Consider the following 21,152-nt stretch of genomic DNA (forward strand, 5'->3'; position numbering starts at 1 on the left):
TCAGGTCCCGGCGGCGAGAACCTCGCCTACGCGCGCAACCAGCTTGGCCGGTTCAATCGGTTTGCGAGCGATACCGACGACTCCAAGCGCACGGAAACTGTCCGTCAGTTCATTTCCGGCAGCCGAAGAAATCACGAGGATAGGCGGACGCTTGGCACCGCTGTCGTTGAGCACCCGCAGGAACTTGATCCCGTCCATCTTCGGCATGACGATGTCGAGAATGATAGCATCGAAATCCTGCGTTTTGAGAATCGCCAGCGCATCGCTGCCGTCGGGTGCCGTCGTGACAGCATAGCCTTCCAGCTCGAGCGTGAGCTGCAAGAGCCCACTGAGGATAGTGTCGTCGTCTACGATCAGGATCCGGTGCGTGGTCATCCGATGCGCCTCAAATTGATATTGAACCCGAAACCATCGGCCTCACGACCCCAGTAGGATACGCTGGCATCCCACTGTATCGCGCGTGCCATCCCCTCAGAGATAGTGCGGAAATCGCCGATGGCTTCGCCTTCATGGTTGGACAATAGCTGCAACAGGCGCTCCAGCGCGATCCCGAAACCCCCAGATATCCGGATGTGCGTGCGCTCATCGAGCTCTTCGAGGACGAGTTTGACGCTGTCGCCCTGCGGTGTATCCGCAATCAGGACTCGCAGGATCGCACGCAACATGGCGCCCAGCGCGGTCGGTTCAGCGATTGTGAAGCCGCTTGCTCCGGGCAATTCCGTTTCGATACGGACATCAAGGTCCTGCGCAAAATCAGCTGTTCGTTCGGTTGCGTCGAGCACAAGCGACCGCGCATCGACCGGATAGCTGGCATCCTGCAAGGCCCAGATGTCTTCGCGCACGAGTTCAGCCACTTCGTCGAGTCGGGCGATGGCGCGCCGGGTCGTTTCCGTGATCCGGGCGACAATCGGCTTTACCTGCTCACCGGTTACGCGCGGATCGGAAGCCAGCTCGGACCCCAGCATGATGGCTTCGAAGTCGTTGCGCAACTGCAAGTCCATGAACAGTGCGACCGCCTGGCGCAAGTCCGCGGCCCGGTGCAGTTCGGAAACATCGATCGCTTCCAGCACGATCACGCGCTCGCGGCTGCGGGCGACCCGCTGCGGCGCGGCGATGCGGAAGATATACTCTTCCGGCCCGAAGGAGCGCATGGGCACCCGCATTTCGCCGCCATTGAGCAAGAGATCCTGCAGCATTGCATCGATCCGCACTTCGTCGAGCTCGGTCAGGCGCAACAGGGCTTCGGCAACGGTTGCTTCACCTACACTCAGCCCGGCCTTCCGGTAGATCGCATGCATCGGGGCGTTCGCATGCAGCGGCGATCCCACCATGTGGAAGATCATCACCGCCGTGCCGACCGTGTCGAATCCGTGCCGGATCTGGTCGGACGACTGGGCAACGAGCGAAATGGCGCTCGCCACCTTGTCGTCGATCGGGACATAGCGTTGATCGAGGCGCTTGCGGGCATTGAGGTTGGCGCGCCAACGAAACAGTTCGCGAAATGAAGCCGTGACGGCGCGGACGATGTGAGCCGTCTTGCGGGAATGGGCGGTTTGCGGAAGACTGTAGAGCCAGTAGAGGTCGCGCTCTGTCCCGCCGAGCCAGCTGATCCGGGCCTGGCCGGGCCAGCCCGGAACAATGTGTTCAGCGGAGACAACAGCGTGGCGGGCACGCAATGTGGCGAGCAAGGTGTCGAGCTCCTTGGTGGATACCGCGATGTCGCCAAAGTCGGCATTGTAGGCGTTTAGCTGACCTATTGAGCCATTGGCCTTGCGCTCGATCAGCAGGCTTTTCTCGACCCCGGCGAACCTGGCCGCGCCGCGGACGAATTCTGGAAGGCGCGCGCCTTCGCGCAGTGCCGAACGGCCGAAAGCGTGCTGTACGGCCCGGGCTGAAGCATCTTCGAGGCGACGATCCTGCCAGCGTTCGCGACCCAGCACGCGGAGGAACGACACGAGCCACGGTACGATCAACATCGCTGTAACTGGCAACAGGCGTCCTGCGAACTGGAGGGCCGCCCAGCCTATCGCGAGGACCAGCAGGTTCACCGCCAGTGGCAGGAGTATCGCCAATCGCTTGGGATCGCTGCGCATATAGGCGATGCCGATGGCAGCACCGAGCAGGGCAATCAGGAGCCAGCTCTCCCACGTCCGTGCCGGCAGTACGATCCGCCCTGCTCGCAAGGCTTGGATTGCATAGGCGCGAAAATGAGCTTCGCTCGTCGCCCTGCTGGTGGGGTCGAGCGGGGTTGTGAGCGAGCCTTGCACCGTCGACGGGTCAGCCAGGATCGCCACAGTCCCGGCCAGTTCTCCTACTGCCAGCTGTCCGTCAAGAACCTGGCTGGCAGTGATGACCGGCACACTCTGGCCGACCGGCATCCGGATGAAGAACCGCTCGGGCTTACCGGTGGTCCGTCCGGCAAGTGCCGTTTCGAAGCTAGGTATCTGTTTGTCTATTCCGGGCAGGGCCGACCATTGCTGGCGGTAGATCCCGTACTGGGCGCTCGCGAGGACTCGTGCGCTCGGGATTGCAGGCGCTGCTTCAGTTGGCGGGAGTTGCCATCGGTCGCTGGCGGGGACCGGGCTTGGTGAAAGTCCGATCACGGCCGGGATGGCGCGACCGGCTGCACCTTCCCAGTTGCGAACATCGAGATAGCCCACTCGCTCCACACCGAGGCGCTCCAGGGCGGTCTCTAGCCTGGGGATCCCGCCTCGGCCTGGTGCAACGAGCTCCTTGTCAACTTCAACGATGACCACTGTCGGGCGTGTTCCCGCTTCTCGTGTCGTCGCGATGTCGAAGAAGCGCCCGTCAGTAGCGGTGAAAGCGGCCGTCTGCTGGAGCGCGGCAATCGCACCGACGACCAGGACGATCGCCACCCAGCTCCCCACCCCCTCTCGCGCGAGCACGCGCGCGAGGAAGCGCAGATTGCGGGCGAGTGCCCTCGATGTCCGGCGTGCGTTCAAGGGTGATGGACCCCTGTCGACAGAGGCATCGATTTGGAAGTTGCGCCGCGCAACTTGGGCCTTGTGCTCGGTCGCCGACACGAGATCGGCAGGCCGGCTTCGGCCCCCTGTCGATTGCGAATGCCCATCATGCGATGCCCCTGCGGCGACGACCGCGCGCACCGGGAAGGCACGACGCGAGCCAAGACGGCAGAAACCCTAGGACAGCATGGTTAAATTCACGTTAGCACTCGGGCAGAGGAAACCCCCACGCCTTTGCAAGCAGCACTGGCGCGCGAGGAGCACTCTCTCCAGCCCGATTGGTAACTGTTAAATACCTGATATTAAATCAAATATCCCCGCCAGTGAGGCGCTGGCAAATGAGATCGAGCTGGTCAAGCGTGCGGTACCGGATCGTCACCGCGCCGGAGCGCGGGTCTGCATCGGTCTTGATCTTTACCGGCAAGCCAAGGAATTCCTCCAGATGGCCTTGCACCGCAGCAATATCCGCGTCCTTCATCGGATCGCGCGACGCCTTGGCGGCTTTGGCGGGCCGTGCTGGCGCACCCGAAGCACGGACGCGCTTTTCGACTTCTCGAACCGAGAGCTTGTGCGACACGATTTCCCGCGCCAGAGCGCTGGCACCGTCAAAACCGATCAGTGCCCGGGCATGCCCCATCGATAGCGAACCGCTTTCGACCAGCGCAATCACGTCATCCGGCAAAGCCAGCAAGCGCTGGAGGTTTGCGACATGGCTGCGCGATTTGTCGACCATCTTGGCGATATCAGCCTGGCTCAGTCCTTCATCCTCGGACAAGCGGTGATAGGCGCGCGCCTCTTCGATCGGGTTGAGGTCCTCGCGCTGGATATTCTCGATTAACGCCAGCGCCATGACTTCGCGATCGTCCAGTTCGCGTACGATGGCCGGAATCTGGTGCAAACGGGCCTTTTGCGCCGCCCGCCAACGACGTTCGCCGGCGACAAGCTGGTATTTCCCTTCGCCTTTTGGTCGTACAATGACCGGCTGAATAACCCCGCGCGTAGCGATCGAAGCGGCCAGTTCATCGAGCGCATCGTCATCGAAATGGGTGCGCGGCTGGCCCGGAAGTGGTGAAATCCGGGCAACAGGGATCGCAGCGAGCCCGCTGGAAGGCGCGGCGCCACCGTCTACACCTACTGCAGCAGGGGCCGAAGAAGCATTCGGGGCCCGCACCAGCGGCTCTTCGCGCCGCGTTTCACCCAAGAGGGCCCCGAGACCCTTGCCGAGCTTTTTCTTGCGATCGGTCGGGCGAGGCACGGCGCTGATGCGGATCGGATCGGACGGTTTGTCGCTCATGCGGCTTTCCTCTCTTCGGGCAGGCGACCGATCAATTCGCGTGCCAATGCCATATAGGCCCTGCTCCCGGCACAATCGTGGTCATAGACAAGCGCCGGAAGGCCGTGGCTTGGAGCTTCCGACAAGCGCACATTGCGCGGGATAACCGATTGAAAAACAAGCTCTCCCAAGCAATCGCGCACATCGTCGGCAACTTGGTCGGTGAGCCGGTTGCGCCGGTCGAACATGGTCAGCACGACCCCGATGATGCCGAGATCGGGATTGAAGCGCTGCTGGACCCTCTCAACGGTCTGGAGCAGCTGGCTGAGGCCCTCGAGCGCGAAAAACTCGCATTGCAGCGGGACCAGCAGCGTATCGGCCGCACCCAGCGCATTGAGCGTAAGCAAGCCCAGCGAAGGCGGACAATCGATAAAGCAGATCTCATGTTCGCCATGCCCGGCAATGGCATTGCGCAGCCTGTCCGTGCGATCCTCGACCGAAACCAGCTCGACTTCGGCCCCGCTCAGGTCTTGCGTTGCCGGGACAATATCGAGGCCGGGAATGGTGCTCGGGACAATGCATTCGCCGAGCGGCATTCCTTCAACCAGCAATTCGTAGCTCGAATTGGCGCGATCCTCGTTCTCGACACCCATGCCTGTCGAGGCATTGCCCTGAGGATCAAGATCGATCAGCAGCGTTTTCCAGCCGGTCGCGGCCATCGCCGTGGCGATATTGATGGCTGTGGTGGTTTTCCCAACCCCGCCCTTCTGGTTCGCTACGGCGATGGTAATCATGCTGCGCTCTTCCCTTTCACTGTGCCCTTGCCGACCAATATGGCCGCCTCCGGATCGGTAGCCGTTTGTTCCACGTGGAACAGTTTCTGCCACTTCTTCCCGATTCCCTGCAGTTCTACCCCGGCGGAGCGCCCCTTGGGCAAGAGCCAGACGGTGTCGTCGGTGGAAAACCTTGCGGACAAACGGAGGAGTTTTTCGAGTGGGGCGAAAGCGCGTGCCGTTATGACACGCGCCTCGAACGCAGCCACGGCTTCGAGCCGCATCCCCGCGACCGTGCAATTCGCCAGGGCGAGCCGATCAATCATCGACTCCAGCCATTCGATCCGCCGCTTGCGCGATTCCACCAGCAAGATCCTGCTGTCGGGCCGTATCGCAGCGATTACCAAACCGGGAAATCCGGCTCCCGAGCCCAGATCCATCCATGGCGATGTTTCACGTGGAACATGGTCGAGCAACTGCGCGCTATCCGCAATATGGCGCTGCCAGACGTGGTCGAGCGAGCCAGACGAAACCAGGTTCTGGCGCTGGTTCTCCTCGCGCAGGGCAGCAATCAGTGCCTCGATCCGCTCCAGCGCAGAATCATCGCCCCTCGCCGCAACAAACGCGCGCGCATCGTCCTCATTGCTGATCACGCCGCTTTTTCCAGTCGTTTGCGAGCAAAAACCAGCACGGCAGCCAATGCAGCGGGCGTCACCCCCGGAACTCGTCCGGCAGCAGCGAGGGTTTCAGGGCGCGCACGCGACAGCCGCTCAACCATCTCGTTCGACAACCCCGGTACATCGGCAAATGGGAAGCCGGGGTCGAGCGAAACCGCTTCATTGGCTCGCAGTTCGCGCAACTCGGCGTCCTGGCGTGCCAGGTAGGGCGCATAGGCTGCCTCTTCCTCGATCTCGCTCGCGAGTTCGCCTGAGAGCTCATGTCCCACGAGAAGGGGTTCCAGCGTTGCAAGGCTGACATCGGGAAACCGCAGCCACTCACGCAAAGGCATGCGTCCAGCATCGCTTCGCACCGAGTGCCCAAGCGTATTGATCTGATGTGCGGTCGCTTGCTGTTCCAGCGCCTGTTCAAGTGCACCGCGATGCTCCTCGCGCCGATCAAACCAGCGCAGCCTGTCTTCGCCAACGCAGCCCAGCTCAATGGCCATCGGTGTCAGCCGTGTCGATGCATTATTGGCCCGCAGGCGCAGCCGATATTCGGCGCGAGAGGTCAACATCCGATACGGTTCAGTCACACCCTGTAGCGTCAGGTCGTCGAGCATCACCGCCATATAGCTGTTAGCGCGATCCAGCGTCGGCGCTGCCATACCCCGCACCGCACAGGCGGCATGGATCCCAGCGACGAGACCCTGTGCTGCGGCCTCTTCGTATCCTGTCGTGCCATTGATCTGACCCGCACAATAGAGTCCCGGCACATCCTTGAGCTCCAGCCCGGAAGTGAGGGTACGCGGATCGATGTGATCGTACTCAACAGCATAGCCGGGAACGACCATTTCCACGTGGGACAGCCCGTCCATGGCCCGGAGCATGCCCAGCTGCACGTCGGTCGGCAGCGACGTGGAAATCCCGTTGGGATAGACCAGATGCGTGTCCAGTCCCTCGGGCTCCAGAAAGACCTGGTGCCCGTCACGATCGCCAAAACGGTGGATCTTGTCTTCGATCGAGGGGCAGTAACGCGGCCCCGCAGCTCCAATCGCACCGGAGAACAGCGGCGACCGGTCAAGATTGGCGCGGATGATGTCGTGCGCCCGCTCGTTGGTGCGGGTGATGGCGCAGAAAACTTCCGGATTGGAGCGCGACCGGGTGATGGCGGACATGGTCCAGTCCTCGCCGTCGGACGGCTGTTCCTCGAGCATTGCCCAGTCGATGGTGCGCCCATCGAGCCGCGGAGGGGTGCCGGTCTTGAGCCGCGCCATCGGCAGCTCGAGCCCATACATCTGATCGGCAAGGCGCGAAGCGGCACTTTCGCCGACGCGTCCGCCGATCATGCGTTCTTCGCCCCGGAATAGCTTTCCGCCGAGGAAAGTGCCTGTGCACAGGATAACTGCCTGCCCTTCGAGCCGGGAACCATCGCCCAGCTCGATGCCGGTTACACGCGCGCCGCTGAAGCGTAGCGCCGCTGCTTCCCCGGCAACGACAGTCAGATTGTCCTGCCTGCCTACAATATCCTGAACCGCGCGGCGAAATAAAGTCCTGTCAGCCTGTACGCGTGGCCCCCAAACTGCGCTCCCTTTCGAGCGATTGAGCATGCGGTAATGGATCGCGGCAGCATCGGCGGCGCGAGCGAGTACTCCATCAAATGCATCAACTTCGCGCACCAGGTGGCCCTTGCCCAACCCGCCAATGGCCGGATTGCAGCTCATCGCACCGATCTTTTCAGGCTCGAAGCTCACCAGCGCGGTACGCACACCCATGCGCGCGGCCGCGCAGGCCGCTTCGACACCAGCATGTCCGCCGCCGACCACGATGATATCGAAATCACGCATGCCGCGCCCTTTACAGTCTGGATGCGCGGCTCGCCACCCTTGATTGGTGACAGTATTTCACGTGAAACACCTATTTGCCGATGCAGAACCGGCCAAACAGGGCGTCGAGCATGTCTTCCGTCGTAGCGTGACCCATGATCCGATCGAATGCCACTCGCGCCGAACGCAGCTGTTCTGCAACGACCAGCAGGTCAGTATTTGCTTCGATACCCGCAAGGGCTGTGCTGGCATCGTGCAGCAAGGCGTGCTGGCGCGCATTGACCGCTTGCTCGCCCGGCTTGGGCAGCAACGAACGGGCGCAGGCAGTGATTTCTCCCACAAGCCCGTCGATCCCCTCACCTGTCTTCGCCGAGAGGCGCAGGCGCGGTGCCCGTTTGGGGTGATGTGCGGCATCATCGCACCTTGCCTCGATTTCCCACGCGCCTTGTGGGCCCGTCCCTTCTGGACCAAGCCACAGGACGATATCCGCAGCATCTACAGCTGCCCGCGCCCGCTCCATGCCGACCTGCTCGATCTCGTCTTCGCTGGCCTCGTGCAATCCTGCAGTGTCCACCAGTGTCAGCGGGATTCCGTCGATCGCCACCGAGCGCTCGAGTACGTCGCGGGTCGTCCCGGCAATGGGTGAAACGATGGCCGCCTCGTTGCGCAAGATCGCATTGAACAGCGTCGACTTTCCCGCATTGGGTGGGCCAGCCAGCACAACACGCACACCATCTCGCAAACGCTCGATCTGCGGGCGTGCCAATTGCTCACCGATCTCGATTGCCAGTCGATCCACCTCGGCGAAAAAGGCGCGAGACAGGCCGTCGACATCGCCCTCGTCGTCGAAATCGAGCGCCGCCTCGACCTGCGCCCCCAATCCAAGCAGGCGCGAGCGCCAACCTTCGAATGCCTGCGACAGTGCACCTGTTGCAGAAGACTGAAGGACCCGTCGCTGCAGTTCGGTCTCAGCGAATAGCAGGTCCGCCAGGCCCTCTGCCTGGGCAAGATCCATCCGGCCATTGGCAAAGGCCCGACGGGTGAACTCTCCCGGTGCCGCCCGGCGAAACCCGTCGACTGACAAGAGTGCTTCTTCGACAGCGGCGATGACCGCCCTGCCCCCGTGGCAATGCAACTCTACAGTATCTTCCCCGGTCGAAGTATTCGGCCCCGGCAGCCACAACACCAGCGCCTCGTCCAGGACATCGCCAGCGCTGTCACGCAAGGTTCTCACCGACGCGCGACGGGGTGCAGGTATTGCAGCACCCAGGTGTTCGAGAGCGGCGCTTGCCCGCGTCCCGCTAACACGAATAATACCGATCGCTGCTGGCGGTGCACCGCTCGACAGTGCGACGATGGTGTCCTCACCATGTTTCACGTGAAACAGACCTCGGGTCTAATCGTCGTCCTTCTTGGACGATGCCTTGCTCATCCCACCCGCAGCCAGGCTGCCTTCGACAAAGTTCTGGAACAGCTTGAGTCCAACCTGCCCCATCGGAGCCATGTTCTTTGCCAGCTCCTGGAGCTGGTCCGGGCTGGAAACGCTCTTCATCGCTTTCGCCATGTTGTCGACATAGACGCTGTTCGCCTTGCTCACGTCGGGCAAGCCCATGAAGCTGCGCGCTTCCTCCGGCGTACAATCAATCTCGATATTCACTTTCATGGCCACTCCTCCCGTCGGTCGACACATCCGGTCATCACAGGCCCCTCTCTCTCACCTCTATTTGGGTTTGCCAAGCGCCCCACGCAAGCGATAGGCCTTCGCGCCAAGAAATTGAACCGCAACCGGATTCGCACAACACACCTGTCAGGAGAGCCCCCGATGACCGAGACCGTCACGATCCCCTCGCACTACAGCGACCATTCATTCCACGCTTACGTCGCCCGCCCCGCCGGCGAACCCAAGGCTGCCATCGTGGTCATCCAGGAAATCTTCGGCGTGAATCCCGGCATCCGCCAGAAATGCGACTTGTTGGCCGAACAAGGTTACCTCGTAGTCGCACCGGACCTGTTCTGGAACCTCGGCGAGAATGTCCAGCTCGACCCGGACGTCGAAGAAGAACTGCAGCAAGCCTTTGACTATTTTGGGAAATTCAATGCCGATGAAGGCGTCAAGGATATTGAATCCACCATCAAGTGGGCGCGCTCCGAGACAGGTGGCAAAAAGGTCGGAGCGGTGGGATACTGCCTGGGAGGCAAGCTCGCCTACATGACCGCAGCACGCACCGACAGTGATGCCTCGGTGGGCTACTATGCCGTTGGCGTGCCCGACATGCTTCGCGAGAGCCACGCTATCGCCAACCCGCTGATGTTGCATATCCCGACAGCAGACGGTTTCGTCGATGCCGACGCACAGAAGGCCATGCACGAAGGGCTCGACGATCACCCCAAGGTGACACTGTACGATTATCCGGGCCTCGATCACGGTTTTGCCACCCAATTCGGTGCCCGGCGCAATGAGGAAGGTGCCCAACTGGCAGATTCTCGTACAGACGCCTTCTTCGCCGAGCACCTGGCGTAAGGTCCGCACCCCTTGTTCTGGTGGCGCTATCTCATTCCGCTGGTCCTTCTGGCGGCGTCCTTGGCGGCCCTTGCATGGCTGCCAGCGGCCCTGTGGCTCCTCGTGCCCTGCTTGCTCATAACTTTGTGGGACTTTCTCCAGTCTAAGCATACACTTAGAAGGAATTATCCGCTGGTCGCGCGGATCCGCTGGGTGATGGAGGACCTGCGCCCCTTTGCGCAGTCCTACCTCGTGGAAGGCGACCTGGAGGGACGTCCATTCAGCCACCAGGCCAGGGCACTCGTTTACGCGAGGGCCAAGGGCGACCTCGACAAACACCCGATGGGGACCGAGCTCGACGTCTATTCGGACGAGTACGAGTGGCTTAGCCACTCCGTCGTCCCCGACGCGAACGCGCCTGAGGAATGGCGGCTGAGCATCGGTGAGGGTACCTGCAAGCAGCCCTACTCTTCTTCGTTGCTCAATATCTCGGCGATGAGTTTCGGCTCATTGTCTGCGCGGGCCATCGAGGCTCTGAATGCGGGGGCTGCGCAGGGCAATTTCGCACACAACACCGGTGAAGGCAGCATCAGCCGCTACCACCGGATGCATGGCGGAGACCTGATCTGGGAGCTTGGCAGCGGCTATTTCGGCTGCCGGGCACCCGATGGTGGGTTCGATCGAGGGCAATTCACGGACAATGCATCCAGCGATCAGGTCAAGATGATCGAGGTCAAGCTCAGCCAGGGTGCCAAGCCCGGGCACGGCGGGGTGCTCCCAGGCGAAAAAGTAACGGCAGAAATCGCCGAAGCGCGAGGGGTGCCGATTGGCAAGACGGTCAACTCGCCCGCAGCCCATTCGACATTCTCGACACCGATCGAAATGCTTCAGTGGCTGACCGAGCTACGCGATCTGTCTGGCGGCAAACCTGTCGGGATCAAGCTCTGTGTCGGCCAGCCGCATGAGCTCATGGCCCTCGGCAAGGCCATGCTCGAAACCGGGATGCACCCGGATTTCATCACGGTCGACGGCGCTGAGGGCGGCACCGGGGCGGCACCGCTCGAACTTTCCAACAGTGTCGGCATGCCCTTGCGTGAAGGGCAGATCTGGGTTCGCAACATGCTGGTTGGTACGGGCTTCAAGGACCGGGTGAAGATTGCCGCGTCGGGCAAGATCCATTCCGGTGCGGGCATGGCCAAGGCCTTTGCCATCGGGGCAGATTGGTGCAACGCCGCCCGCCCCTTCATGTTCGCACTCGGCTGTGTCCAGTCGATGGAATGCCATACCGGCCACTGCCCCACCGGCGTCGCAACCCAGAGCGCATGGCGGCAACGCGGATTGGTGGTCGAAGACAAGGCTCCGCGCGTTGCACGGTTCCAGCGGCAGACACTCTACTCACTCCGCGAGATCACCATTGCCATGGGACTGCGGTCACCATGGGAGATTGAACCGAGAGACATGCGCGAACGAGTCAATGGGGCGCGATCGGACGCGATTGACCGGATCTATTCTTTCGTCGAACCCAATGCGCTGGCACTCGACCCCAACAGTACCCGCCTTGCCCATCATTGGCACGCGGCGCGCGCCGACAGCTTCAGGAGAGCAGCATGACATCTACCAACCCAGGCCTCGCAAAATGGCATGACTATATGGAAAACCATGAAGGCTCCGCCGAAGGCCTCAAGCAAGTCCTGCACGAAGACTGCGTGTTTCATTCGCCCGTCGTGCACACACCCCAGCGCGGAAGGCCGATCGTCACCGCCTACCTGATGGCAGCGGCCGGAACACTTGGCCAAGGCGACTTCAAATACGTCCGTGAGATGGCCGACGGAAACCATGCCCTGCTTGAGTTCACCACCGAGATGGACGGGATCCACGTCAACGGGATCGATCTCATGACCTTCGACGATGAAGGCATGATCACCGATTTCAAGGTCATGGTTCGCCCACTCAAGGCCGTGAACAAGGTATGGGAGCAAATGGCCGCGATGCTGGAGAAGCAGAAAGCAGCCGGCTAACTGGATGCAAGCTGGTCGATGACGAATTGCGCACGCTCGTCGATTGAGACGAGCGGCAACTCGACCAGCTGATAGCCATAGTGCCTCCAGGACCGCACAACCGCCCGATCGCTTGCCACGGCCTCATCCCAGCTCTGGATTCGTTCCTCGTCGGGCGTGTAGATCGCGCGCCAGGCGGGAGCGTGGAATATCGGCCCTTCGAAGCGCAGCTCTCGGCAAGCCCTGTCGATATCCGGCGGGACGGCAAGACCTGACAGATCCAAGAATCCCGCAATGTCGGCAAATCCTCGGTCGAACACCGTGGTGCCCTGCCCAGCCTCTTCGAAAAGAAGTAGCTGCGCCCCATACATCGCTTGTGCGAAACCGAGCGGGTCCTGCTCTCGCAACGCCATCCCGCCCGGGGCTTGCAGGATATTGCGTGCCACTTCGTCATGCGTAGCTACGTCCCGCCGGGCCAGCTCGGCAATCAGGGAGGACTTCCCGGCACCGGGGCCTCCCGTGATGGCCGCCCGCCGCATATCGTCAATTCAAGGCTGCATAGTTGAGCAACTGCTTTCGCACCGTGTCGTCGAGCGAAGCCGGAAGGACGGCGGAAAGCTCCTCCTTCCTTTGTTCGACGGAACTCGAGAGACGGACGAGCTGCATGGACCAATCCGGAAAACAACGTTCCGAGATATCCAGGTCGCTCATCACGACCAGGCCAGAATGGCGCGGGTCGACTTCGATCCTGTCGACCAAGGCATCGAGCATCTCATCGGACCCTTCCAACACCTGCAGGAAATTTTGCCCATTAAACAACAGGATCCCGGTAACGCCGATATCGACATTGTTGTCTTTGGCAGCTTGCAGGATATCTTCGAGATCACTCTCGGCGATCTTCGCCGCGGTGCTGATATAAACGACCTGTCGCAACGGTCCGACCCTCCCGAATTGCATCTTCGGTAAAGGCGATTCAGGTTTTACAAGTCAACCCTATACCGGTTCAGATCCAAACACTTCGGCCGCCAAGCAGCGCAATGGCACTCCGGTTGTTCCAGCCAATAATGCGCGGTCCGAACGGGATCAGGCCGGGTCCAGTTGCAGGAATCCTTCCACGAGCTCGAGGATACGGTTCGACCGTGCACCAGCTGGCAGGTTCGACCGCAGTTCATCGAACGAGGCATCCGCAAGCGAACTTCCCGCTGCAACCCTTTTCATCCGCCATTTAGAGAACAGCCGGTCTTCAACCGCACCACGATCAACGACATCGATCGAGTGATGGCGATCATCCGTTTCCAGAACCTGCATCAGCCCATCCAGGTCCTCACGCTCACCCTCTACCAGCTGCAGAAAACGACCCTGATGAAACATCAGGAAGCCAGTGATATTGCGCGACAGATTGTTGCGCGAGGAAGCCTCGATGATGGAAAAGACCTGGTCGGTTTCCATCTCGGAATTGGCGGTGCTGACGTAGACGAGCTGCTGCATTGGTTGTCCCCTTTTTGCGGCGACGTCCAAAGCAGTGAACCTGTGAAGAACCCGTAAACCGAGGCGTGGGACCTACTGGTTCATGGTGTCGAAGAAGTCCTCGTTGGTCTTGGAATCCTTCATCTTGTCGAGCAGGAACTCCATCGCATCGACTGTGCCCATCTGCATGAGGATACGGCGCAACACCCACATCTTGGAGAGCTTGTCCTTCTCGACCAGCAGCTCTTCCTTGCGGGTACCGGACTTGCCGACGTCGAGGGCCGGGAAGATGCGCTTGTCGGCAACTTTGCGGTCGAGCACGATTTCGCTGTTACCGGTGCCTTTGAATTCCTCGAAGATGACTTCGTCCATGCGGCTGCCGGTGTCGATCAGCGCGGTGGCGATAATCGAGAGCGAACCACCTTCCTCGATATTGCGCGCGGCACCGAAGAAGCGCTTGGGGCGCTGCAGCGCGTTAGCATCGACACCGCCGGTCAGCACCTTGCCCGAGCTGGGGACGACAGTGTTGTAGGCACGGCCGAGACGGGTGATCGAATCGAGCAGGATGACGACGTCGTGCTTGTGTTCGACCAGGCGCTTTGCCTTCTCGATCACCATTTCGGCGACCTGGACGTGGCGATTGGCCGGCTCGTCGAAAGTCGAGGAGATAACCTCGCCCTTCACACTGCGCTGCATGTCGGTGACTTCCTCCGGGCGCTCGTCGACGAGCAAGACCAGAAGGAACACCTCGGGGTGATTGTCGGTGATCGCCTTGGCGATGTTCTGCAGCAGCACGGTTTTACCGGTACGCGGCGGAGCGACGATCAGTGCACGTTGGCCTTTGCCCTGTGGCGAAATGATATCGATCACCCGGGCCGACTTGTCCTTCACCGTCGGGTCGAGCGTGTCCAGATTGAGTTTCTGGTCCGGGTAAAGCGGCGTGAGGTTGTCAAAATTGGTCCGCCGGCGCACCGCTTCCGGATCGTCGAAGTTCACTGCCTTGAGGCTGGTCAACGCGAAATAGCGTTCGCCTTCGTTAGGCGCGCGGATCTCGCCTTCAACGGTATCCCCCGTGCGCAGACCCCATTTGCGGATCTGGTTGGGCGAGACGTAGATATCGTCCGGTCCGGCGAGGTAGTTTGCCTCAGGCGAGCGCAGGAAGCCGAAGCCGTCCTGCAGCACCTCGATGGTGCCGATGCCCATGATCTGTTCTTCGTATTCTTCGTCTTCTGCCAGCTCGCGCAGGATGCTGAACAGCAGGTCCTGCCGACGCATGGTGCTGGCACCTTCGACGCCCAGCTCTTCGGCCATGGAGACAAGCTCGGCCGGGGTTTTCTCTTTGAGGTCTCTGAGATGCATGTGTGTTTCCGTCTTGGGAAAATTGGAAAAGGGCCGGCCGGTCTCATCGGGCTTTGGGAAAGCGAGACCTGGATATGCCACACGCTATGGACGCGTGGGCTTAAGGCCAGTTGCGGTGCAAATACGTGTGCGCCAGCGGTGCGTCAATCGCCGAATGGATCGACTGGAGGCGGGATGAGACCAATCGAACCCTAGAACGGCTTTACGATCACCAGGATGACAACGACGATTGCAATCAGCGCGGGCACTTCATTCAGCAAGCGCAGCTGCTTCTCGGCCAGCGGACGCTCTCCACGCGCCATCTTCTTGGCCGTCGCACTCATCCAGCCGTGATAACCGCTCAGGACAAGCACCAGCAACAGCTTGGCGTGGAACCAGCCCTGGGTGAAGGCTCCGATTGCTGCAGCAAGCGCCAGGCCGAGAACCCAGACCAGCACGATACTGGGAACCAGGATGACCTTGGACAAGGTCTTGGTCCGTTCGGCCCACAGCGCCTCTTCATCGGATCCGGATGCGCTCGCATGCATGTAAACCATCTGCCGTGGCAGGATGAACAGGCCCGCCATCCAGAAGATCATGAAAATGACATGTCCGGCCTTGAGCCAGTAATAGGTCATGGCGAGAAAGCTCTCCATCGCGCTACCTTACCTTGCGTCCTTCATCCCTGCCAGCCCCGAACGGTTGCGACCAGCTTCTCGACATGGGCGATCGGCGTGTGCCGGTCGATCCCATGGCCGAGATTGAACACATGGGGACGATCGGAAAGGCTGTGAAGGATGAATTCCGCGCGTCGAGTGAGCTGGTCGCCGCCGGCCAGGATCAGAAGCGGATCGAGATTGCCCTGCACGGGCATTCCGCCCGGAAGGACACTGTCAGCCCACACCGGATCGATTGTCTCATCGAGCGCCATCGCATCAACCCTGGTTTCATCGGCATAGGCGCGCAGTTTGGCCCCCGCCCCCTTGGGAAAACCGATGACCGGCGTTTCAGGTCGGGCAGCCTTGAGCGCTTCCACGATCCTGGCATTGGGCGCGATGACCCATGTCTCGAACTGGTCGGGCGCGAGGCTTCCGGCCCAGCTGTCGAACAGCTGCACGGCTTCAGCCCCGGCATCGATCTGCCCGATCAGGTATTCGACGGTTAGCTCTACGATCGCATCGACAATCGCCTGCAACTTGCCGGGATCCGAGTAAGCCATGCTGCGCGCAGCTTGCTGGTCGCGGCTGCCCTCGCCCGCGATCATGTAGGTCGCGACGGTCCACGGGCTGCCGGCAAAGCCCAACATGGTGGTTTCCGGCCCCAGCGCAGCACGGCAAAGGCGCACCGTTTCATAAACCGGGTCGAAATGCTGCTTGGCCAGGGTCAACCCTTCCAGCGCATTATCCGCCAGTCGCGGCGAAAGATGCGGACCTTCTCCGGCAAGGAACTGCAGGTCCTGTCCCATTGCATGCGGGACAATCAGGATATCCGAGAACAGGATTGCTCCGTCGAACCCGAAGCGCCGGATCGGCTGTAACGTTACCTCGCATGCCGCCTCGCTGTCATAGACGAGATCGAGGAATCCGCCCTTGGCCGCCCGAAGCTCGCGGTATTCCGGCAGGTAACGTCCTGCCTGGCGCATGAGCCACAAGGGTACGCGCTTGCTTCGCTTTCCTTTCAGAGTGTCGAGAAGGGGACCAGGCATCGAAGGGGGAATCCAATCAATAAATATATTTATAATAGGATGATGGAGTCTGTTGGCCCTGTGGAAAACGGGCACAACCCGTGAGTGCCCGATTTCTCCCGCCTATTCCACCCCCAACATGGCCTGCGACTCTGCACAAAGCGGGAGTCAATGGAATCTTATCCCCTCTATCCCCAGACTGTCCAAAACCTTCGTTGCTTGTCGGTATCTGCACAGATGAACTGGCCGGTTGCGGGGGTGGAATTTCATGCCCGCCTTGTCCGCAGTTTCATCCCGTGGTTTATGCCGGTCGTTCTCCACAGGCGAAACTGCAGTCACCAATGAAGCGTATCCATCTCCACCTGCTATCGGATTCAACCGGCGAGACGCTGGAGATGATCGCCAAGGCTGCGCTGGCACAATTCGAAGATGCCGATGTAGTTCGGCACTTCTGGCCCATGGTGCGCTCGCGCCAGCATCTCGAGCGCATCGTCCCCGAACTATCGAGCAATCCGGGGCTCGTGTTGTTCACGCTGGTCAACACGGAAACGCGCGCTGCCCTTCGTGACCACTGCCGCCGTCTGTCGCTCCCGGCCGTCGATGCACTCGATGAAGTGACAGCTGCGCTGGAAGTCCAACTCGGCGAAGAAGCGCATGGCCGCCCTGGCCGCCAGCACCGGATGGACGAGGCCTATTTCAAGCGCGTCGAAGCAATCCAGTATACCATTGCCCACGATGACGGCGTGGGGTGGGACAATTGGGAGCAGGCCGACATCGTCCTCGCCGGCGTCTCGCGCTCGTCGAAAACGCCGACCAGCATCTACCTCGCCAATCGCGGCTACAAGGTGGCCAATATCCCACTGGTGCTGGAAAGCCCCCCGCCGCCCGCACTCTATTCGCTCAAGAACCCGATGGTGGTCGGTCTCACCACTGCACCCGAACGGCTGGTGCAGATCCGCCGCAACCGGCTGCTCACACTCAACGAGCAGGCCGAGACCTCTTATGTCGAGAAGGACCGGGTGTCCGAAGAGGTCAAGTTCGCGCGTCGCATGTTTGCCGACAACAACTGGCCGGTGATCGACGTGACGCGCCGCTCGATCGAGGAAACCGCCGCCGCGATCATCCGGCTGCACAACGAACGTCACGCACGGGTCAAGCCGGAGGAGAAGCCGATATGACCCTGATCCTCGCTTCGAAGAGTGCATCGCGCCGGGCGATGCTGGAAGCGGCCGGTGTTCCCTTCGAAACACGCGCTGCCGAAATTGACGAACGCGCCCTGGAAGCGGAAATGGCCAGCGCAGACCCCGAAGAAGTGGCGCAAGCGCTGGCGGCGGCGAAGGCAGTTGCGGTATCGCGCGGCGATATTCACCGGTTGGTGCTCGGCAGTGATAGCCTGGTCGAAGTCGATGGCCAACGCTTCGACAAACCGGAAAGTCGCGAGCAGGCAGCCGAGCACCTTCGGTTCTTCTCCGGCAAGGCGATGCATCTGCACAGCGCCGCTGCGCTGGCGGTCGACGGGCGTATCACCTGGATCGACCATGGCCTGGCCACATTGCATGTGCGCGATCTCTCAGACGGCTTCATTCAAAGCTATCTCGATACCGAGTGGCCTGAAGTGGCTGGCTGCGTCGGGGTGTTCCGGATCGAGGCGCGCGGGGTCCAGCTGTTCGACCGCATCATCGGCGATCAGTTCACGGTATTGGGCATGCCACTGCTGGCGGTCCTTTGTGCACTGCGCGCACGCGGCGTGATTGCAGCATGACAAGACCCTACGCCGAAGTGATCGGCGATCCGATCACACAGTCGAAGTCGCCGCTCATCCACGGCTTCTGGCTCGACCGGCTGGGGCTCGAAGCAGACTATCGCGCAGAGCATGTCAGCGCCGACCAGCTCTCCGGTTACCTCGAAGCGCGCCGTGCCGACCTGCATTGGCGTGGCTGCAACGTTACCATGCCGCACAAGCAGGCGATCATCCCACTGCTCGACCAACTCCACCCGCTGGCTAAAAAAGTCGGGGCGGTGAACACCGTTGTGCGGGGGGACAACGGTACGTTGACCGGCTTCAACACCGATGTGGGCGGATTTCTTGAACCGCTGCAACAGGAGCTGGCTCAGCCGCACCTGTTCCGGATGGCGCGAATCTTGGGTAACGGCGGCGCTGCGCGTGCGATCATCGCCGGACTCGCACACCAAGGGTTCACGTTGGTGTTGGCGGGGCGCGACCCCGACAAGGCTGCACGCTTGATCGCCGATCTCGCCAGCGACGGTGAACACCATACCCCGCCGCTCAGTCATTTCGCCGAACCCACCGACTTCGCCTTCGATGATCGCGAGGGAATACTCGACCTTGTGGTCAATGCCTCACCATTGGGAATGACCGGGCAACCGCCGCTGGCATTTGACATGTCGCATGCCCCGCCCGGTGCGATTGTCTACGATATCGTCACCCACCCGGTCCAAACGCCCTTGCTGGCGGCGGCTGAGGCAGCGGGGCACCCAACCATCGACGGTCTCGCGATGCTGGTGGGACAGGCCGCCGAAGCCTTCGAGAAATTCTTCGGGATTGCGCCACCGCGCGACGAAGACGATGCGCTGCGAGAAAGGCTGATGGCATGAACAAACCTCGCATCATCGGGCTTACCGGTTCCATCGGCATGGGCAAATCTACCGTGGCCGCGATGTTCGAAGCCGCCGGCGTACCGGTGTTCGATGCCGATGCCGAGGTCCGCGGCATGCAGGGGCCGGAGGGCGAGTTGATCGACGCTATCGAAGCCGCCTTTCCCGGCTCGACCGGGTCCGAAGGGGTCAAGCGCGAAGCATTGGGGGCGCAGGTGTTCGCCGACAAGGCAGCGCTTGCCCGGCTCGAAGCGCTCATTCATCCGGCGGTAGGCAAGAAGCGCAAGGCTTTCCTTTTCGAACATGCGGACAAGCCGATGGTGGTGTTCGACATCCCGCTGCTGTTCGAGAAGGGCGGGCTCGAAGCAGTCGATACAGTGGTGGTCGTTTCTGCCCCGGCCGATGCCCAGCGCGAACGGGTATTGGCTCGCCCAGGCATGACAGAGCAGAAGTTCGAGCACATCCTCTCATTGCAGGTTCCCGATGCGGAAAAGCGCGCCCGGGCGGACTATGTGATCGATACTGGCAGGTCACTGGCGGAGACGGGCGAAGAGGTTGCAGCGCTCATCGCGCGACTTGAACAGGGACAATGATCAGCCCCCTTGCAGACTCGCGAGGATGGGTGAATAGTATTCCCAATGCGTGAAATTGTGTTCGATACGGAAACCACCGGCCTCGATCCCAAGACGGGTGACCGGATGGTCGAAATCGGCTGCGTGGAACTGTTTAACCGGATGCCGACCGGTGAGACCTTCCACGCCTATTACAACCCCGAACGCGATATGCCCTCGGCAGCCGAAGAGGTGCATGGCCTGTCCTCTGCCTTCCTGTCTGAGAAGCCGATCTTTGCCGATGGTGCCCAGGCACTCCTGGAGTTCCTCGGCGATGCCCCGCTGGTGGCGCATAATGCGGGCTTCGACTTCGGCTTCCTCAACAACGAGCTGGCACTCGTGGGCCGCGAGCCGATCGACATGGGCCGCATGGTCGATACAGTCGCGATTGCTCGCAAGAAGCATCCCGGTGCCAAGGTTTCGCTTGATGCGCTTTGCAGCCGTTATGGTGTGGATCGCAGCCACCGCGTCAAGCATGGTGCGTTGCTCGATGCAGAATTGCTGGCGCAGGTCTATCTTGAGTTGCTTGGTGGTCGCCAGATCGGCCTGACGCTCGATGCCGAAGCGAAGCGGACAGCGGCTGCGGACACCACACCGAACATGGAAAAGATCGAGCGGATTTTCCGTGCACCTCGTCCGCATGCGGCGAGTGCGGAGGAACTCGCCCGGCACAAGGCTTTTATGGAAGGGATCGAATCCCCACTTTGGAATAACTAGCGTTAACCCAGCAGGTATACGCTGCGAGTCGCACAACGATAAGGAGACAGGCGTCGATGGATATTCGCGTTTCGGGCCACCAGATGGACACAGGTACTGCTCTCCAGGATCACGCTTCCGACCGCCTCAACGCCATCGTCGAGAAATATTTCAACCGAGCGCTTTCATCGCATGTGACTTTTGGCAAGGCTCCCGCCGGTGCCTTTGCCTGTGACATCGTGACTCACGTGATGCAGGGTCTGGTGCTCAAGGCGCACGGCGAAGCGCACGATGCGCATCTGGCGTTGGATGCTGCGGCAGAGAAGATCGACAAGCAGTTGCGCCGCTACAAGCGTCGGCTCCAGGATCGCCATGCGCAGACCGCGCACGCGCTCAAGGAAGAGGAAGCAGCTTACAGGATCTTTGCTGCCCCGGAACCCGACGAGCCCGAGGAAGTCGCTGGTGGCGATGCCCCGCTGGTGGTGGCAGAAACCAAAGTCGACATTCCGGAAGCCTCTGTGGCAGATGCCGTCATGATGCTCGACTTGCGCGACACCAACGCGATGTTTTTCAAAAATGCTGGCACCGGACGGCATAATATGGTCTATCGCCGCCGCGATGGTTCGATCGGCTGGGTCGAGCCGCACTGAAGAGATCAACCGACCGAGCGAGGAACACGCTCCCCCACTGCGCTGAGCCAAGCCCCGCAGTAACCCGCGCTCGCAATACGA

23 protein-coding genes are annotated in these 21,152 nt (G+C 61.2%); 9 read left to right on the forward strand and 14 right to left on the reverse strand.

Going from position 1 to position 21,152, the window contains the following annotated elements; all coding sequences use genetic code 11:
* The 8 genes from QPW08_RS01105 to QPW08_RS01140 all read right to left on the reverse strand — a co-directional run bounded on the left by QPW08_RS01105 (position 1) and on the right by QPW08_RS01140 (position 9,175).
* Positions 1 to 375, reverse strand: a complete 375-nt coding sequence (locus QPW08_RS01105; RefSeq protein ID WP_284123880.1) for a response regulator — start codon at positions 373 to 375, stop codon at positions 1 to 3.
* Entirely contained in the window at positions 372 to 2,963 is a 2,592-nt protein-coding gene (locus QPW08_RS01110; RefSeq protein ID WP_284123881.1) for an ATP-binding protein, read from the reverse strand. Before QPW08_RS01110 ends, QPW08_RS01105 begins: the two co-directional genes overlap by 4 nt.
* A 328-nt stretch (positions 2,964 to 3,291) precedes the next feature.
* Positions 3,292 to 4,278: a ParB/RepB/Spo0J family partition protein gene (locus QPW08_RS01115; RefSeq protein ID WP_284123882.1), complete on the reverse strand. Its 987-nt coding sequence runs from the start codon at positions 4,276 to 4,278 to the stop codon at positions 3,292 to 3,294.
* Positions 4,275 to 5,051: a ParA family protein gene (locus QPW08_RS01120; RefSeq protein WP_284123883.1), complete on the reverse strand. Its 777-nt coding sequence runs from the start codon at positions 5,049 to 5,051 to the stop codon at positions 4,275 to 4,277. The genes QPW08_RS01115 and QPW08_RS01120 overlap by 4 nt, the downstream gene beginning before the upstream one ends.
* Complete coding sequence (gene rsmG / locus QPW08_RS01125) at positions 5,048 to 5,683, reverse strand: 16S rRNA (guanine(527)-N(7))-methyltransferase RsmG (RefSeq protein WP_284123884.1); 636 nt, start codon at positions 5,681 to 5,683, stop codon at positions 5,048 to 5,050. Before rsmG ends, QPW08_RS01120 begins: the two co-directional genes overlap by 4 nt.
* Positions 5,680 to 7,533, reverse strand: a complete 1,854-nt coding sequence (mnmG, locus tag QPW08_RS01130; protein WP_284123885.1) for a tRNA uridine-5-carboxymethylaminomethyl(34) synthesis enzyme MnmG — start codon at positions 7,531 to 7,533, stop codon at positions 5,680 to 5,682. The genes rsmG and mnmG overlap by 4 nt, the downstream gene beginning before the upstream one ends.
* Positions 7,534 to 7,603: 70 nt before the next feature.
* Positions 7,604 to 8,890, reverse strand: a complete 1,287-nt coding sequence (gene mnmE, locus QPW08_RS01135) for a tRNA uridine-5-carboxymethylaminomethyl(34) synthesis GTPase MnmE (RefSeq protein ID WP_284123886.1) — start codon at positions 8,888 to 8,890, stop codon at positions 7,604 to 7,606.
* Positions 8,891 to 8,908: 18 nt separating this feature from the next.
* Positions 8,909 to 9,175: a DUF6489 family protein gene (locus QPW08_RS01140; RefSeq protein WP_284123887.1), complete on the reverse strand. Its 267-nt coding sequence runs from the start codon at positions 9,173 to 9,175 to the stop codon at positions 8,909 to 8,911.
* A gap of 159 nt (positions 9,176 to 9,334) precedes the next feature.
* Between QPW08_RS01140 and QPW08_RS01145 the strand changes: the two genes are divergently transcribed.
* From QPW08_RS01145 to QPW08_RS01155, 3 genes are all read left to right on the forward strand, one after another.
* Positions 9,335 to 10,033 (forward strand): dienelactone hydrolase family protein, encoded by a 699-nt coding sequence (locus QPW08_RS01145; RefSeq protein WP_284123888.1) that lies wholly within the window; start codon positions 9,335 to 9,337, stop codon positions 10,031 to 10,033.
* 195 nt (positions 10,034 to 10,228) lie between these two features.
* The gene (locus QPW08_RS01150; RefSeq protein WP_407674539.1) at positions 10,229 to 11,623 is read left to right on the forward strand and encodes an FMN-binding glutamate synthase family protein; all 1,395 of its coding nucleotides are present in this window, start codon (positions 10,229 to 10,231) and stop codon (positions 11,621 to 11,623) included.
* Positions 11,620 to 12,030 carry a nuclear transport factor 2 family protein gene (locus QPW08_RS01155; RefSeq protein ID WP_284123889.1) on the forward strand — a complete coding sequence of 137 codons (411 nt, stop codon included), beginning with the start codon at positions 11,620 to 11,622 and terminating at the stop codon, positions 12,028 to 12,030. Before QPW08_RS01150 ends, QPW08_RS01155 begins: the two co-directional genes overlap by 4 nt.
* On the opposite strand, the gene QPW08_RS01160 is transcribed toward QPW08_RS01155, so the two are convergent.
* The 6 genes from QPW08_RS01160 to hemE all read right to left on the reverse strand — a co-directional run bounded on the left by QPW08_RS01160 (position 12,027) and on the right by hemE (position 16,519).
* Complete coding sequence (locus QPW08_RS01160) at positions 12,027 to 12,548, reverse strand: AAA family ATPase (protein ID WP_284123890.1); 522 nt, start codon at positions 12,546 to 12,548, stop codon at positions 12,027 to 12,029. The two genes, QPW08_RS01155 and QPW08_RS01160, sit on opposite strands and share 4 nt — an antisense overlap.
* A 4-nt stretch (positions 12,549 to 12,552) precedes the next feature.
* Positions 12,553 to 12,942: a BLUF domain-containing protein gene (locus QPW08_RS01165; RefSeq protein WP_284123891.1), complete on the reverse strand. Its 390-nt coding sequence runs from the start codon at positions 12,940 to 12,942 to the stop codon at positions 12,553 to 12,555.
* A gap of 150 nt (positions 12,943 to 13,092) precedes the next feature.
* The gene (locus tag QPW08_RS01170) at positions 13,093 to 13,497 is read right to left on the reverse strand and encodes a BLUF domain-containing protein (protein ID WP_284123892.1); all 405 of its coding nucleotides are present in this window, start codon (positions 13,495 to 13,497) and stop codon (positions 13,093 to 13,095) included.
* A gap of 72 nt (positions 13,498 to 13,569) precedes the next feature.
* Positions 13,570 to 14,835: a transcription termination factor Rho gene (rho, locus tag QPW08_RS01175; protein WP_284123893.1), complete on the reverse strand. Its 1,266-nt coding sequence runs from the start codon at positions 14,833 to 14,835 to the stop codon at positions 13,570 to 13,572.
* 191 nt (positions 14,836 to 15,026) lie between these two features.
* Positions 15,027 to 15,470: a CopD family protein gene (locus tag QPW08_RS01180; RefSeq protein ID WP_284123894.1), complete on the reverse strand. Its 444-nt coding sequence runs from the start codon at positions 15,468 to 15,470 to the stop codon at positions 15,027 to 15,029.
* 23 nt (positions 15,471 to 15,493) lie between these two features.
* Entirely contained in the window at positions 15,494 to 16,519 is a 1,026-nt protein-coding gene (gene hemE, locus QPW08_RS01185; protein WP_284123895.1) for a uroporphyrinogen decarboxylase, read from the reverse strand.
* Between the two features lie 320 nt (positions 16,520 to 16,839).
* Here hemE and QPW08_RS01190 point away from each other — a divergent pair, with 320 nt between their 5' ends.
* From QPW08_RS01190 to hpf, 6 genes are read left to right on the forward strand one after another with little or no spacing between them, the layout of a single operon-like run.
* Positions 16,840 to 17,676, forward strand: a complete 837-nt coding sequence (locus QPW08_RS01190) for a pyruvate, water dikinase regulatory protein (RefSeq protein ID WP_284123896.1) — start codon at positions 16,840 to 16,842, stop codon at positions 17,674 to 17,676.
* Positions 17,673 to 18,260: a Maf family protein gene (locus QPW08_RS01195; RefSeq protein WP_284123897.1), complete on the forward strand. Its 588-nt coding sequence runs from the start codon at positions 17,673 to 17,675 to the stop codon at positions 18,258 to 18,260. Before QPW08_RS01190 ends, QPW08_RS01195 begins: the two co-directional genes overlap by 4 nt.
* Positions 18,257 to 19,114 carry a shikimate dehydrogenase family protein gene (locus QPW08_RS01200; protein ID WP_284123898.1) on the forward strand — a complete coding sequence of 286 codons (858 nt, stop codon included), beginning with the start codon at positions 18,257 to 18,259 and terminating at the stop codon, positions 19,112 to 19,114. Before QPW08_RS01195 ends, QPW08_RS01200 begins: the two co-directional genes overlap by 4 nt.
* A complete protein-coding gene (coaE, locus tag QPW08_RS01205) occupies positions 19,111 to 19,707 on the forward strand; it encodes a dephospho-CoA kinase (protein ID WP_284123899.1) in 597 nt (198 codons plus the stop codon). Before QPW08_RS01200 ends, coaE begins: the two co-directional genes overlap by 4 nt.
* A gap of 45 nt (positions 19,708 to 19,752) precedes the next feature.
* A complete protein-coding gene (gene dnaQ, locus QPW08_RS01210) occupies positions 19,753 to 20,442 on the forward strand; it encodes a DNA polymerase III subunit epsilon (protein ID WP_284123900.1) in 690 nt (229 codons plus the stop codon).
* A gap of 56 nt (positions 20,443 to 20,498) precedes the next feature.
* Complete coding sequence (gene hpf / locus QPW08_RS01215) at positions 20,499 to 21,071, forward strand: ribosome hibernation-promoting factor, HPF/YfiA family (RefSeq protein WP_284123901.1); 573 nt, start codon at positions 20,499 to 20,501, stop codon at positions 21,069 to 21,071.
* The last annotated feature ends 81 nt before the right edge of the window (positions 21,072 to 21,152 follow it).

The organism is Parerythrobacter aestuarii (assembly GCF_030140925.1).
GTDB lineage: Bacteria > Pseudomonadota > Alphaproteobacteria > Sphingomonadales > Sphingomonadaceae > Parerythrobacter > Parerythrobacter aestuarii.

Excerpts from the sequence above, each read along its gene's own strand:
- QPW08_RS01180 (WP_284123894.1), bottom strand. The coding sequence starts at position 15,470 with ATGGAGAGCTTTCTCGCCATGACCTATTACTGGCTCAAGGCCGGACAT.
- QPW08_RS01190 (WP_284123896.1), top strand. The coding sequence starts at position 16,840 with ATGAAGCGTATCCATCTCCACCTGCTATCGGATTCAACCGGCGAGACG.
- dnaQ (WP_284123900.1), top strand. The coding sequence starts at position 19,753 with ATGCGTGAAATTGTGTTCGATACGGAAACCACCGGCCTCGATCCCAAG.
- QPW08_RS01120 (WP_284123883.1), bottom strand. The coding sequence starts at position 5,051 with ATGATTACCATCGCCGTAGCGAACCAGAAGGGCGGGGTTGGGAAAACC.
- QPW08_RS01145 (WP_284123888.1), top strand. The coding sequence starts at position 9,335 with ATGACCGAGACCGTCACGATCCCCTCGCACTACAGCGACCATTCATTC.
- QPW08_RS01195 (WP_284123897.1), top strand. The coding sequence starts at position 17,673 with ATGACCCTGATCCTCGCTTCGAAGAGTGCATCGCGCCGGGCGATGCTG.
- mnmG (WP_284123885.1), bottom strand. The coding sequence starts at position 7,533 with ATGCGTGATTTCGATATCATCGTGGTCGGCGGCGGACATGCTGGTGTC.
- QPW08_RS01170 (WP_284123892.1), bottom strand. The coding sequence starts at position 13,497 with ATGCAGCAGCTCGTCTACGTCAGCACCGCCAATTCCGAGATGGAAACC.
- QPW08_RS01105 (WP_284123880.1), bottom strand. The coding sequence starts at position 375 with ATGACCACGCACCGGATCCTGATCGTAGACGACGACACTATCCTCAGT.
- coaE (WP_284123899.1), top strand. The coding sequence starts at position 19,111 with ATGAACAAACCTCGCATCATCGGGCTTACCGGTTCCATCGGCATGGGC.
- QPW08_RS01115 (WP_284123882.1), bottom strand. The coding sequence starts at position 4,278 with ATGAGCGACAAACCGTCCGATCCGATCCGCATCAGCGCCGTGCCTCGC.
- QPW08_RS01155 (WP_284123889.1), top strand. The coding sequence starts at position 11,620 with ATGACATCTACCAACCCAGGCCTCGCAAAATGGCATGACTATATGGAA.
- QPW08_RS01150 (WP_407674539.1), top strand. The coding sequence starts at position 10,229 with ATGGAGGACCTGCGCCCCTTTGCGCAGTCCTACCTCGTGGAAGGCGAC.
- QPW08_RS01160 (WP_284123890.1), bottom strand. The coding sequence starts at position 12,548 with ATGCGGCGGGCGGCCATCACGGGAGGCCCCGGTGCCGGGAAGTCCTCC.
- QPW08_RS01200 (WP_284123898.1), top strand. The coding sequence starts at position 18,257 with ATGACAAGACCCTACGCCGAAGTGATCGGCGATCCGATCACACAGTCG.
- rho (WP_284123893.1), bottom strand. The coding sequence starts at position 14,835 with ATGCATCTCAGAGACCTCAAAGAGAAAACCCCGGCCGAGCTTGTCTCC.
- hemE (WP_284123895.1), bottom strand. The coding sequence starts at position 16,519 with ATGCCTGGTCCCCTTCTCGACACTCTGAAAGGAAAGCGAAGCAAGCGC.
- hpf (WP_284123901.1), top strand. The coding sequence starts at position 20,499 with ATGGATATTCGCGTTTCGGGCCACCAGATGGACACAGGTACTGCTCTC.
- QPW08_RS01140 (WP_284123887.1), bottom strand. The coding sequence starts at position 9,175 with ATGAAAGTGAATATCGAGATTGATTGTACGCCGGAGGAAGCGCGCAGC.